This window comes from Shewanella sp. Sh95 (assembly GCF_001308045.1).
Taxonomy (GTDB): domain Bacteria; phylum Pseudomonadota; class Gammaproteobacteria; order Enterobacterales; family Shewanellaceae; genus Shewanella; species Shewanella xiamenensis.
The window spans coordinates 21,247-33,763 of the sequence record NZ_LGYY01000115.1 but is presented as its reverse complement, the minus strand read 5'-3'; the positions used below and the strand labels follow the sequence as shown (position 1 = coordinate 33,763).

Sequence of the window (12,517 nt, the reverse complement as noted above, 5' to 3'; positions counted from 1 at the left end):
CTTTACCTGTGAGGCTTTTACCTGATTGCAGATCTTTAAGGGCTTGTTCGAAGTTAAAAGGTTGGGTCATGTGTCATTCCTGTTTTTGAATATTTTACTGAAATGACACAGAATTATGAACACTACCTAAACCTGCTTAAAATGCTGAGGTTGATTTTGTATTCCTAGATGATTTGGAGCCGTTACATGAGTGATTTAAGTTTTCTCGCTAAAAAGCGTTACACCACTAAGGCCTTTGATCCAACCAAGACAATTCCTGCCGACAAGATTGCCGACATCAAGACCTTATTACAGTTCAGCCCATCATCAACTAACTCACAGCCTTGGCATTTTGTGCTTGCCGGTACGGCAGAAGGCAAAGCGTTGATCGCCCAAGCGACTGAGAACTACGCCTTTAATACCCAAAAAATTCTCAATGCTTCCCATGTGGTAGTACTGTGTACCCGTACTCAACTCGATGAAACCCATTTACTGCAAGTGCTAGAGCAAGAGGCCAAAGATGGCCGTTTTGCCAATGAAGAAGCCAAACAAGGCCAACATAATGGTCGCTCTTTCTTTGCCAATATGCATAAATTTGAGCTAAAAGACGCCCAGCATTGGATGGAAAAACAAGTCTATTTAGCACTCGGCACCCTAATGTTAGGTGCCAGCGTGCTCGATATTGATGCTTGCCCGATCGAAGGTTTCGATGCGACTAAACTTAATCAAGTCTTAGGCTTACGAGAAAAAGGTCTATGCGCTTCTGTGATTGTAGCCCTTGGTTATCGCTCTGAAGAAGACTTTAATGCTAAATTACCTAAGTCACGTTTAGCACAAGAAGTTATCTTTACTGAAATCTAAATCCTGACGCCTAAGCTAACCGTAAGTACCCTTGTTTTGCATAAGTGAACAAGGGTATTTTCGACCTTGCCCCATCACTCATCGTAAAAAAATTAACACCATTCCCGCCAGCAAAGCCTATGCGACCTTGAGGCAAATTGCTCTAAAATCCATCTTTGCCTACACTTTGCACTGTGGCATAGTGTACATCTAGCACGCTGTAATTAGCGGCAAATTTAAGGTAAAAGCCTTAAAAATCTTATGGATAGATGTACACTCAGTTTAATCGCCACACTCGCTTGATAATAACTTAGGATGGGACTGTCAGTATGCTACTCGCAAAACCTTCACTCAGTGCAGAAGCTCAATCGGCAAGGCTTTCGACCACTAAGGGGGATAATCCGTTAATCTGGCCAGTGCTATCGGTGTTACAAGCTTCCAATCAAAGTTGGAAAATCCATCACCTCGCCACCGAATTACAGAGCAGAGGGCTTATCCATCCTTTAGATGAAAACCCGGGTAATGATTTATTTAAGCGTAACTTTCTACTGATGAATGCCCTGTTCGAACTGCAAGAAATGCTTCTTCCTAAGCAATGGTTACAAGTTAAAGCAATGGAAATCCAGATTTTCCGCCTCGTGCCATCAAATGTTAACTTATTGATAACGGAAGAGACTTCCCTGCGAGAATATTATCTTGACTGGAATAACTACGACACCAGCGAAAACGTGGTGAGGGAATTATTAGAGGCTTTCTGGAGCAGTTATAAGAGCTACATTGGCCTCAATGTAAATTTAATGCACAAAGGACATGCCCTAAGAGTTTTTGAGTTAGATGAAAGCGCAACCCCAAAAGATATCCGCAAACAATGGCGTCGTTTAGCCCTCAAATGGCATCCTGATAGACCCGAAGGTGATGCTGCCCGCTTTCGCGAAGTCTGCGAGGCTTGGCAATCCCTGCGGGATATTGCTTAGCGAATGTTGATATATCTGTGATCCCCTTTGCAGTCTTGCAAACTTCTAGGTCTAAACTCCCACGGGATCACAGATTTAGTTCAATATCGGCGCACTAATTCAGCGATAATTAAGCATTTCAAACTAACCTAAAACCATCTTCACGCTGGTATAACACAAGCGTAATTTCAAGATTGAATCAGCTTATCCATTACCATTAGGCACAACGCATAGCACTTAATGTACTGGATTCAATCTAACCGACTTTGAGGGTTCTATGATCAAACCAATCGCCTTGGCTGTCGCCTTAATCGTTGCACCATTCAGCAGCTTTGCAGCAAATTTTGTGGAAGGCACTCACTACACTCAAATTTCTGATAAAGCGCCGAGTAGTGAGCCTAAACTTACCGAGTTTTTCTCCTTCTATTGCCATAATTGCTTCAATATGGAAACCAATTATCTGCCTGATATCAAAGCTAACTTAAACAAGGGCATTGCATTTGATACTAAGCATGTCGACTTTATGAATAGTGCTTTAGGGACTGAAGTCATGCGTTCGCTGGCCGTCATCCAAGAGCTGGATAATAAAGACGCTCTAACCCATGCCATGTTCGCCGCGATCCAAGGAGAAGAAGGCGCTAATGGCCACGACCACAGCGCCCCTGGACATAAGCACGAATCGCAAATCAATAGCCGTGACGACATAAAACAAGTCTTTGCTAAGTTCGGTATAGACGCGGCGAAGTACGACAAACTTGCCGACAGTAAAAGCACAGATGAAAAGCTAGCCCTTTGGCGTGCCCAGCAAAACCAATTCCGCGTTGAAAGCGTGCCAGCCTTTATTGTTAATGACAAATATGCAGTTAACTTAAGCAGCATCAGAACCTTAGACGAACTGATTGGCTTAATTAACTATCTTGCCGTCGAAAAAGATGCACAGGCACCTAAAAGTTCTGGTGGTAGCCTAAACTGGTTATTCTTAGCCTTTGCCGCTGCCGTCGCTCTTGGCCGTCAAAAGCGTTTAAGGTAACAATATAAGCTTCTGTTTTTTGCGAATGGATGCTTTAGCGGACTGACAAGTCTCAATCAAAAATGAATCGATACTAGTCAGTCCCTTCAGTAAGTTAGAGCAAGATAAACTCACTCAGGTTGGACCTAACGCTCAGCAGTAGCAGAAGTTATTGCCTAATAAATTCAATAATATGCGTTGCGGCCAATATGATATGCAGTACTAAAAAGCCAATAAAAGCATCGGCACAAATTTGATGATAACCACGCCAAGTCATTGCCAGTGGTGTTCCTTGGTAAATAAACCATACAACGCCAGTTAATCCTGTCGCGACCAGCAGTACCATGCCAATCCCTTCGATACAACTAAACAAGCCTTTGCCACCGGCTACGGGGAGCTTGCCTTTAAAAAGGCCTTTAATATCCTGCACCAATTGTTCCCAATCGCCCACCAGCCAGGCAAAATACTGGTGCCATTTGCCTTGGAGGCTATTACGCAACAAAAATAAAATCCCTAACGCAGCACACACCAATCCCAGATATACATGCAGATAATCCCAAATGCTAGCATTAGCACGCAGGCTTCGACCGATAAAAATCCACGGACTGGTGCAGATAAGTAGACTTGCGGACAACACCAGCCAAACATGCAAACGCGCCAACAAAAAATCGAATATCAAGGTTAATTTGTTCGACATATAGGTTTATCCTCGATAATCAACGTTAGCCTCAACCGCCCGCTTAGGCTTGGTGGATTTGTAATCCAAACTCATGCACTTTTTGCCAGTCAGTGTATTCAACATTAGTAACAGGATCCGTGGGCCCCTTAGTTAACCACATGATAAAACGTATGATATTCCTATCAAATGCATTATAACCCTGATAATTCAAATTACCGCCAAACACTTGCAACAACTGAGGACGCCAAGTCGTTTTAGTTAAAAACGCCTGCATATAGGGATTGGTCTCAGGGGTATTTTTTTCAGGTTTACGGGCAACTAAACTCACAGAGAAAAATCCACCGACTTTTTGTGTCAGGATTTGCTGATGTTTCTGAATAAATTCATACAGCGCAGGATTATGTTTTCCGTGACGAATACTAGCGCCAATGATGATCTTATCGAAGGACTCCATCGCGGGGACGGCTTTTATATCAGCAATCACCACCGAATTACCTAACTCTTTGAGTTGCTGGGCTAACTGATTCGTGATCTTACGAGTTTGACCATGAACACTGGAGAAGATGATCAGAATTTTTTTCACTTAAGCCTCTATTATCTCAACAAAAATAAGAAAAAGCGGCCAGAAGAAAAACAAGTACGGCGGCCTTATGTTGACCTAAATATACCAATCAATATGATACTCAATGCCTCGCAATCCAGAAGGTAACCACAAGATAAACAATGCGCTTCTATGGATAGCGAGTCCGCTAGCGATATTTAGGTTTTCCACGCAAAAAGCAAACTGCCTATTACGATATTGCATACTAGGTGATTTAGTCATCTATTTACATGAAATAGATCACGGGCTTAGCGCCAAACCATCCCTCGATATTCGGTAATTCTAGCTTGCTCACAAAAATAAAAATCACCACTCTGAGGATCAAAATGTTACAAAATCAGCAATTCTAGCCCTAGTCTAGCAAGCGCGAATAAAAGCAAACCAACTCGGAGACTTAAAGCTTACAATCGGCTAAGCTGGACACTTTTGGCAGAGCGGGTATTCTCCCTAATTTGCCATGTAAATTAGCAGACAAGTGATACAGGATTAAGGCATGAAGGATTCGGATATTTTAATGCTTGCGGATGAAGCCGCTCCCGCTGCGGAGGTCTCTGCCCGTAAAAAAGCCCTTTTACTTGGCCGTCAACTCGGTCTCGCCAGTGAGGAAGAATATCGTCCAGCCAATGCCTCGATTGCCGAACGCGCCCAGCATCGGCAGCGTAAACTCGCCAGCCAGTATCAGGCAAATGTTGAAACCATTTTCGCCCTCGCCTTAAGTTATACCTCTTCCGACATGACGGGGGTGGATCTCGATCCCGACTGGAGTCATCAATTTTTTCTGATGGCAGAGCAAATCCATAATCGAAAAATGCAGGACCTATGGGCACGTATTCTCTCTAGTGAAATCATCAACCCAGGAAACTTTAGCCTGCGCACCTTAGCGCTACTTAAGCAATTAACGCACAGAGAAGCGCAAATCCTCGAAAAAGCCCTAGGCATGGCAGCAAAAGTGAATAATGAGCAGCGCTTAAAACTCATTAGCGGCTATCGGCTCACGGGCGGGATTGGCCAATATTTTCGCAAGCATACCAACATCACCCTAGGTCTCTCGCAATTTGGTCTGCCCTACTCCAGTATTCTCACCCTAGTTGATGCGGGGATACTCCACAGCAGTGAGTTTGAAACGGGTTTACTCAATAGTAAAACCCCCATCCAACTCACTATGCCCGGTATTCAAATGAAGCTAACCCCTAAGAGCGGTAATTTGCTCTTTAGTTATTATCGATTAACACCTATTGGCGATGAACTAGCGCAGCTTGTGCTTCCTAAACAGGACCAAGAATACCTTAAAGCCCTTCAAGCCCTATTTGCCAAGGACTTTAAGATTGAATAACAAGCTGTTATAGACTGCTTCTATGCCAGTGCAGTGAGGCGATTTGGGCTAATAACATCGATTGCGGTTAAATAATCAATCAAAGCCCGAACTTGAGATGCTAAATCCCCTTTGCTGGTATCAATCGTCAACTCAGCGGAGAGCGGGGCCTCATAGGGCGATGAAATCCCAGTAAAATGTGCGATTTCGCCCTTGCGTGCTTTCACGTACAATCCCTTGGGATCGCGCGCTTCACACACGCTAAGTGGCGTCGATACATGCACTTCGATAAATTGTCCAGCGGGGAATCTTGCACGTATGCTATCGCGCTCTTCTCGGGTGGGAGAGATAAAAGCTGATAACACCACCAAGCCCGCATCCACCATAAGTTTTGCTACCTCGCCAACACGGCGTAGGTTTTCATCCCTGTCGGCCACGCTAAAGCCCAAATCTTTACATAGACCGTGGCGCACATTATCGCCATCGAGCAGATAGGTGTGAAAGCCCGCTTCAAATAATGCACGCTCAAGCGCACCTGCTAGGGTCGACTTACCTGCGCCAGAAAGCCCGGTAAACCAAAGCAATACCGGATTCTGCCCCTTGAGTTTGGCTCTGGCTGCTTGGTCGACACTATGTTGATGCCACACTATATTGCTCATAAACACTCCTCAAACCTTTAATAAACCAACGACTAAAGGCATCGTTAAAACGGAAAGATGATCGGCACCATAAAAATCACAATCAGCGAATACAGTAGGGATAAGGGCAGCCCTAACCGTACAAAGTCACTAAAACGATAGTTACCCGCATTAAACACCATCAAGTTGGTTTGATAACCATAGGGCGAAATAAAGCTAGCGCTAGCCCCAAACACCACAGCCATAATAAAGGGCCTTGGATCGACGCCATAATTCAGCGCCACCGCATAGGCAATAGGGAAAGCCAAGGCCGCGGCGGCGTTATTGGTGACCAGTTCAGTCAACAACAAGGTAACTAAATAAACCCCCACAAACGCCCCAAACACCCCATAACCATTGATTGCGCCGAGTAAGCCTTGAGCGAGTCCCTCAGCAAGACCTGTGCTCATCATCAGGTTAGCCAACCCCAAAGCGCTGCCCACAATCACGACTAACTCGAGCGGGAAACGGCGCTTAAGTTCAGATAAGGTTACGGCGCCAATGGCAAAGTAGCTGAGCAGCAATAGCACCAATCCTTTTGCCAAGGGTAAAATCCCCGCCAGACTCAGGCCAATCGTCAACACAAATCCGGCTAATACGATACGACTGCGTTTAGTGTCTAAACGCACATTCAAATCGAGTCCGCTGACGGCGGCAAATTCGATACTCAGCTTAGCATTGGTGCTAAAACCATCCCCCGGCGTCAGCAGTAACACATCGCCCGGTTGCAATACGATATCGCCCAAGCCGCCCTTTAACGGATGATGGCCACGGCGAATCGCCATAACCGCCGCATCAAACTGTTCGCGAAAGCGAGATTCCTTTAAGCTGCTACCCACTAGGCTCGACGAAGGGGCCAATACCGCTTCGACTAGGTTTTGTCCCTTTGCCTGGTGCTTACCAAACCAATCGAGGCCATCGAATTGATGCAACAGCTCCACCGACTCCACCGCGCCACTGAACCGCAGCACATCGTCCGCTTGCAATACTAACTGTGGTGGAACCGGGCAAATACAAATACCGCTTCGCTCAAGCTCCACTAAATAAAGCTTTTTTAGGGCTCTGAGCTTGTTGTCCACCACACTGCGACCGACTAAAGACGAGCCTTTAGCGACATGGGCCTCAAGTAAATAGGGCAGTGCTTCTTCTGTCGTTTCATCGCGTCTGTCGGGCAAGGTATTAGCCAGCATAATCAGTAGCGGAATGCCTAACAGTACAATCAACGCTGCAACAGGGGTAAACTCAAAGAAACCCAGCGCAGGTAAGCCCGCATTATCCACAAACGAATTAACGATAAGGTTAGTGGAGGTACCAATCAGTGTGAGCGTTCCCCCAAGAATCGTCGCATAGTTAAGCGGCAGTAATAACTTAGCGGGCGCATGGGCCTGATTACGGCGCACTACCCCAATCAAAGATGCCACAACCGCAGTGTTATTGGTAAATGATGACAGCAGAGCCGTGGAAAATCCCAACTTTGCCATTGTCATCGCCAACGAGCTATTACCAATCACTTGGCTTAACTTTCCCAGCAATGAAGTCTTTTCCAGCGCTGTCGCCGCAAGCACCAATAACACTAATGTGACTAATCCCGTATTAGTAAAGCTTGTGAGCGCTGCGTCGAGCGTTACCATACCTAGGAGGTAACATATTAAAAAAGCAAATAAAAACAACACCGCAGGGTTTATGCGGCCAGCAATTAAGCCAGCCAACAACCCAAACAACACTATCGCCAATAGCCACAAGTCACTCACAAATTAGGCTCCAAGCTTTGAAATATCAATCGCTTGCCAGTGCGGGAAGTGTTTACGTACTAGCGCATTAAACTCAATTTCAAAGGCACTAAATTGTGAAGACACTTGCTTGCTTACATGTTGGCCTGACACCACCATTACCGCTGCAACTGTTGCATTGGATAAACGGTCAATCAGGATCATGCCGCCAGTATCACGTACCAGAGAATAGGCATCGAAAACGATATCTTCTGTCAGCTCTAAGGTCACGCGAGCGATAGCATTGAGCCCTAGTGTGTCGGCGCTGCTGCGCGCAAGTGTGTTCACATCAACCACATATTCTATGGTCGAGACTGAGGCTTGAGTCTTTTTACCCGCAACCTTGATGTCATATAACTGGCCGAGTTGTAGTGGTTTTTCATCCATCCACACGAGGTCAGCCACGATTTGGTTGGCAACCTGTGGCGCACTTTCTGGCAGAGCCAGTAAATCACCACGGGAAATATCGATTTCATCTTCTAAGGTGAGAGTGACGGCTTGCCCCGCCGTTGCCTCGGCCAAATCACCATCGAAGGTCACGATACGCTCAACCTTGCTGCGTTTACCCGAAGGCAGCGCTACCACTTCATCACCCACCTTGATGACACCAGAGGCTAAAGTACCGGCAAAACCACGAAAATCCAGATTTGGACGCGACACATATTGCACCGGGAAGCGCACGGGTAAGGCACTCAGTTCACGTTGGGTATCAATGGTTTCTAACAATTCCAGTAATGTACCGCCCTGATACCAAGGGGTATGTAAACTTGGCTCGACCACGTTGTCGCCATTGAGTGCGGATAAGGGCACAAAGTGGATATCTAACTCACCAAAGCCTTTAACGAACTCACTGAAATCATTACGGATACGATTGAACACTTGCTCATCAAACCCGAGTAAATCCATCTTATTGACCGCGACCACAAAGTGGCGAATACCCAGCAAAGAGGCAATAAAGGCATGACGCTTGGTTTGGGTCTGCACGCCGTAACGCGCATCCACTAAGATCACCGCTAAGTCACAGGTTGAGGCGCCAGTCGCCATATTACGGGTGTACTGCTCATGACCTGGGGTGTCGGCGATAATGAACTTACGCTTATCACTTGAAAAATAACGATAAGCCACATCGATAGTGATGCCCTGCTCACGCTCAGCTTGCAGACCATCCACCAGCAAAGCTAAGTCGATTGCTTCGCCCGTTGTCCCCATCTTAGCGCTATCATTTTTTAAGCTAGCTAATTGATCTTCATAGATCTGCGCGCTGTCATGCAATAAACGGCCAATCAAGGTGCTCTTGCCATCGTCTACGCTGCCGCAGGTTAAAAAGCGCAACAAACCTTTATGTTGCTGCTGGGCTAGATATTCTTTTACCCCATGCTGGCTGATTTCTGCCGCCATACGATTAGTTTTATTGACCGCTTTATCCATCTTTATCTCACTCTTATCTTGCTCAACTGTTCGTGAAGTCTGCTGGTACTTGGTTGATCTAAAAGCCTTCATCGGGACATTCACGAAATAGGTTTAATCTGTCTCTGAACCTTCGCTCGAAATGCCTTAGTTTAGAAATAACCTTGGCGTTTTTTCTGCTCCATCGATGCACTCTGGTCCGAGTCAATCAACCGCCCTTGGCGTTCGCTCGAGCGAGTTAGCAGCATTTCTTCGATGATTTTTTCGAGATTATCCGCCTGCGAATGCATCGCCGCCGTCAATGGATAACAACCTAAGGTTCTAAAACGCACCACCTCATGCTTGATGGTTTCGCCTTCTTCAAGCTTCATACGCTCATCGTCGGCCATAATTAACTGACCACCACGCTCAACCACAGGGCGCTCGGCGGCAAAATACAGTGGCACTAACTCAATGTTTTCTTGGTAGATATATTGCCAAATATCGAGTTCGGTCCAGTTAGATAACGGGAATACACGAATACTTTCGCCCTTGTTCACAGCGCCGTTATAGGTGCGCCACAGTTCGGGGCGCTGATTCTTAGGATCCCATCGATGGTGGCGATCGCGGAACGAATACACCCGCTCTTTCGCGCGGGATTTTTCCTCATCGCGGCGCGCACCACCAAAAGCGGCATCAAAACCATATTGGTTTAATGCTTGTTTTAAGCCTTGGGTTTTCATGATGTCAGTGTGTTTTGCACTGCCATGGTCGAAGGGGTTAATCCCTTGGGCAACGCCCTCTGGGTTAGTATGAGTTAATAATTCAAAGCCAAATTTTTTCGCCTGCGCATCACGAAAGGCGATCATCTCTTTGAATTTCCAGCCCGTATCCACATGCAGCAAGGGGAATGGGATCTTGCCGGGATAAAAAGCTTTACGCGCAAGGTGTAACATCACCGAAGAATCTTTTCCGATGGAATACAACATGACTGGGTTATCGAATTCGGCTGCGACTTCCCGAATGATCTGAATGCTTTCGGCTTCCAGTTGTTGTAAGTGGCTTAATTCACGCCCGGCCATACTCTTCTCCGTTTACCTAAAATGGGCTGCGACAGGCAGCTGGATTTAACTTAACTATTTCTAAAAAATGTTCTGATTTAACTAAATTTTTGCCACAAACTTGGCGGCATCTGCAGTATCGGGTGCGGACTCGCCCTTAGGCTGAAACCAATTTAAGGTTTCGGACAACCCCACCACTTCGCCAATAATCATCAATGCGGGCATTTGCAACTGCGGATCAGCAGCAAGTTGTTCGAGTGAATCTAATTGACCAATAAAACGTTGCTGCGACTGAGTGGTCGCCTTCGAGACGATGGCCACAGGTGTCTCTGGGCTACGACCTGCGTTGATTAACCCTTGACGGATAATGCCCGCGTTTAAAATCCCCATATATACAACTAAGGTATTGTTGGGATTAGCATAACCCTGCCAATCCATCGGACGGCTTTCGAGCTGACAATGACCAGTGATGAACGTTACCCCTTGGGCGTAATCCCTATGGGTTAATGGAATGCCCGCATATGCCGAAGTGCCGCTGGCGGCGGTAATCCCGGGAACCACTTCAAATTCGACGCCCGCTTCGACTAAGGTTTGTAACTCTTCACCACCGCGACCAAAAATAAAGGGATCGCCGCCCTTGAGGCGTACCACGTTTTTACGGGTATAGGCTTTCGTCACCAGTAACTGATTAATTTCATCTTGCGCCGCGCTATGCTTGCCTGCACGCTTACCGACGGCAATTTTTTCAGCATCTTTAGGAATCAAATCGAGGATATCTTGGCTGACGAGCGCATCGTATAACACCGCATCGGCAGACTTTATAATGCGCCACGCTTTAAGGGTTAATAACTCCACATCGCCGGGGCCCGCGCCAACCAGCCAGACTTTGCCCTTAGTGCTTTGGCCTGGTAAAGATAAAATTTCCATCACATTCCCCGATATGAGATCAATGTGTAGCAATATAGCGCCAGTTATATTCCAGAATAAATATAAAATCATTAATTGTTATATCAAAAAGAAATAACAACCAAATTTGAATTAAGCCAGTTAACTATAAACGAGGTCGGCAAAAGCACCATACTGACTAAAATAAGTTAATTATTTGAAATAACTAAATAAAACATGATAGCAGGGTGAATATGAATGCAACCTAAACTTGCATCACCTCACATAACAGCACTATGTTATTGCTAAAAAATCTACTCAGTCAGCGCGTTAACGCATAAGAAGAGATGCAGTTTCACTCAAGTTAAGTAGTACAAGTGACAGTATTTCTCACAAAAGATCCACAGACTAATGTTAAGCTCGGTAAATAAAGATAAAGCAAACAGACACATCAAGGAGAGTCGATGTCCCCATTTTATCAAGGTATCGCATTAATCGGACTGCTAACTTGTACAGGGTTACAGGCAGAGGAATCTTTAATCAAAGATCGCGTTAAGGATGAACTGGCGACTTCAGAGCGTCCATTTGTAATAACGCCGCATAAAGTCAATTACATTTTACCCGCGACCTATAATCCCGATCCGAATATGAAACCCTATGCAGGGGAGGCCGCCGGAACAAACTATGAACTCGATGAGATGGAAGCTAAGTTTCAGATAAGCTTTAAGTTTCCAATTTGGTACAATGTCTTTGGTGATAATGGTCATCTATTTTTTGCCTATACCAATCAATCCTATTGGCAGGTATACAATAAGGAAATATCTTCACCCTTTCGTGAAACAAACCACGAACCCGAAATCTTTATGCTATTCAATAATGATTGGAAAATTGGCGGTGTGACAAACTCGTTTTGGGGATTGGGCGCTGTCCACCAATCTAATGGTAAAGCAGGTTTATTATCCCGTAGTTGGAACCGCATCTATGGCACGATGATCTTTGATGCTGGCCCACTGGCGTTTTCAACTAAGGTGTGGTGGCGCATTCCTGAGGATGAAAAAACAGATATCCACCAAGCCCGTGGCGATGATAATCCCAATATTGATGAGTATATTGGCAATGCTGAATTTGTTGGCGTGTATGGGATTGATGAGCATAGATTCACTCTCACCGTTAAAACTAACTTTAAAGATATTGACCGAGGTTCAGCAGAGATCACTTGGAGCTATCCCATCATAGGTAACTTACGCCTTTATACTCAATACTTTAATGGCTACGGTGAAAGCCTGATCGACTATAACCATCATAATCAACGTATTGGGATCGGTGTATCACTCAACGATATTCTCTAGGACGTGACACAGCACAA

Annotated in this window: 12 protein-coding genes; 5 read left to right on the top strand and 7 right to left on the bottom strand. The window is 45.6% G+C overall.

All coding sequences use genetic code 11. The annotated features are described in order from the left end of the window. Positions 1–186: 186 nt before the first annotated feature. From AEA42_RS08685 to AEA42_RS08675, 3 genes are all read left to right on the top strand, one after another. Complete coding sequence (locus AEA42_RS08685) at positions 187–840, top strand: oxygen-insensitive NAD(P)H-dependent nitroreductase NfsB (RefSeq protein WP_055647526.1); 654 nt, start codon at positions 187–189, stop codon at positions 838–840. A 308-nt stretch (positions 841–1,148) separates the two neighbouring features. Beyond that, positions 1,149–1,793: a DNA-J related domain-containing protein gene (locus AEA42_RS08680; RefSeq protein WP_055647525.1), complete on the top strand. Its 645-nt coding sequence runs from the start codon at positions 1,149–1,151 to the stop codon at positions 1,791–1,793. Positions 1,794–2,049: 256 nt separating this feature from the next. Beyond that, positions 2,050–2,802 carry a thiol:disulfide interchange protein DsbA/DsbL gene (locus AEA42_RS08675; RefSeq protein ID WP_055647524.1) on the top strand — a complete coding sequence of 251 codons (753 nt, stop codon included), beginning with the start codon at positions 2,050–2,052 and terminating at the stop codon, positions 2,800–2,802. Between the two features lie 148 nt (positions 2,803–2,950). Here AEA42_RS08675 and AEA42_RS08670 read toward each other — a convergent pair whose 3' ends face one another. Together AEA42_RS08670 and hemG are read right to left on the bottom strand one after the other, a co-directional pair. Further along, positions 2,951–3,478: a cytochrome b/b6 domain-containing protein gene (locus AEA42_RS08670; RefSeq protein WP_055647523.1), complete on the bottom strand. Its 528-nt coding sequence runs from the start codon at positions 3,476–3,478 to the stop codon at positions 2,951–2,953. A gap of 43 nt (positions 3,479–3,521) precedes the next feature. Beyond that, positions 3,522–4,043, bottom strand: coding sequence for a menaquinone-dependent protoporphyrinogen IX dehydrogenase (gene hemG, locus AEA42_RS08665; protein WP_037421655.1), 522 nt, complete (start codon positions 4,041–4,043; stop codon positions 3,522–3,524). Between the two features lie 511 nt (positions 4,044–4,554). On the opposite strand from hemG, the gene AEA42_RS08660 reads away from it, so the two are divergent. Then, positions 4,555–5,394 (top strand): TIGR03899 family protein, encoded by an 840-nt coding sequence (locus AEA42_RS08660; protein ID WP_037426109.1) that lies wholly within the window; start codon positions 4,555–4,557, stop codon positions 5,392–5,394. Between the two features lie 20 nt (positions 5,395–5,414). Here AEA42_RS08660 and cysC read toward each other — a convergent pair whose 3' ends face one another. The 5 genes from cysC to cobA form a co-directional block, all read right to left on the bottom strand. Further along, a complete protein-coding gene (cysC, locus tag AEA42_RS08655) occupies positions 5,415–6,032 on the bottom strand; it encodes an adenylyl-sulfate kinase (protein ID WP_037421649.1) in 618 nt (205 codons plus the stop codon). Positions 6,033–6,076: 44 nt separating this feature from the next. Beyond that, a complete protein-coding gene (locus tag AEA42_RS08650) occupies positions 6,077–7,801 on the bottom strand; it encodes an SLC13 family permease (protein WP_055647522.1) in 1,725 nt (574 codons plus the stop codon). Positions 7,802–7,804: 3 nt separating this feature from the next. Continuing rightward, positions 7,805–9,247 (bottom strand): sulfate adenylyltransferase subunit CysN, encoded by a 1,443-nt coding sequence (gene cysN / locus AEA42_RS08645; protein WP_037426105.1) that lies wholly within the window; start codon positions 9,245–9,247, stop codon positions 7,805–7,807. 131 nt (positions 9,248–9,378) lie between these two features. Next, complete coding sequence (gene cysD / locus AEA42_RS08640; RefSeq protein ID WP_011623816.1) at positions 9,379–10,287, bottom strand: sulfate adenylyltransferase subunit CysD; 909 nt, start codon at positions 10,285–10,287, stop codon at positions 9,379–9,381. A gap of 81 nt (positions 10,288–10,368) precedes the next feature. Next, positions 10,369–11,193 carry a uroporphyrinogen-III C-methyltransferase gene (gene cobA, locus AEA42_RS08635; RefSeq protein ID WP_055647521.1) on the bottom strand — a complete coding sequence of 275 codons (825 nt, stop codon included), beginning with the start codon at positions 11,191–11,193 and terminating at the stop codon, positions 10,369–10,371. Between the two features lie 422 nt (positions 11,194–11,615). Here cobA and AEA42_RS08630 point away from each other — a divergent pair, with 422 nt between their 5' ends. Then, the gene (locus AEA42_RS08630; protein ID WP_037421638.1) at positions 11,616–12,500 is read left to right on the top strand and encodes a phospholipase A; all 885 of its coding nucleotides are present in this window, start codon (positions 11,616–11,618) and stop codon (positions 12,498–12,500) included. Positions 12,501–12,517: the final 17 nt, after the last annotated feature.

Coding starts and splice junctions, on each gene's coding strand:
- AEA42_RS08685 (WP_055647526.1), top strand. CDS start 187: ATGAGTGATTTAAGTTTTCTCGCTAAAAAGCGTTACACCACTAAGGCC.
- AEA42_RS08680 (WP_055647525.1), top strand. CDS start 1,149: ATGCTACTCGCAAAACCTTCACTCAGTGCAGAAGCTCAATCGGCAAGG.
- AEA42_RS08675 (WP_055647524.1), top strand. CDS start 2,050: ATGATCAAACCAATCGCCTTGGCTGTCGCCTTAATCGTTGCACCATTC.
- AEA42_RS08670 (WP_055647523.1), bottom strand. CDS start 3,478: ATGTCGAACAAATTAACCTTGATATTCGATTTTTTGTTGGCGCGTTTG.
- AEA42_RS08660 (WP_037426109.1), top strand. CDS start 4,555: ATGAAGGATTCGGATATTTTAATGCTTGCGGATGAAGCCGCTCCCGCT.
- cysC (WP_037421649.1), bottom strand. CDS start 6,032: ATGAGCAATATAGTGTGGCATCAACATAGTGTCGACCAAGCAGCCAGA.
- cysN (WP_037426105.1), bottom strand. CDS start 9,247: ATGGATAAAGCGGTCAATAAAACTAATCGTATGGCGGCAGAAATCAGC.
- cysD (WP_011623816.1), bottom strand. CDS start 10,287: ATGGCCGGGCGTGAATTAAGCCACTTACAACAACTGGAAGCCGAAAGC.
- cobA (WP_055647521.1), bottom strand. CDS start 11,193: ATGGAAATTTTATCTTTACCAGGCCAAAGCACTAAGGGCAAAGTCTGG.
- AEA42_RS08630 (WP_037421638.1), top strand. CDS start 11,616: ATGTCCCCATTTTATCAAGGTATCGCATTAATCGGACTGCTAACTTGT.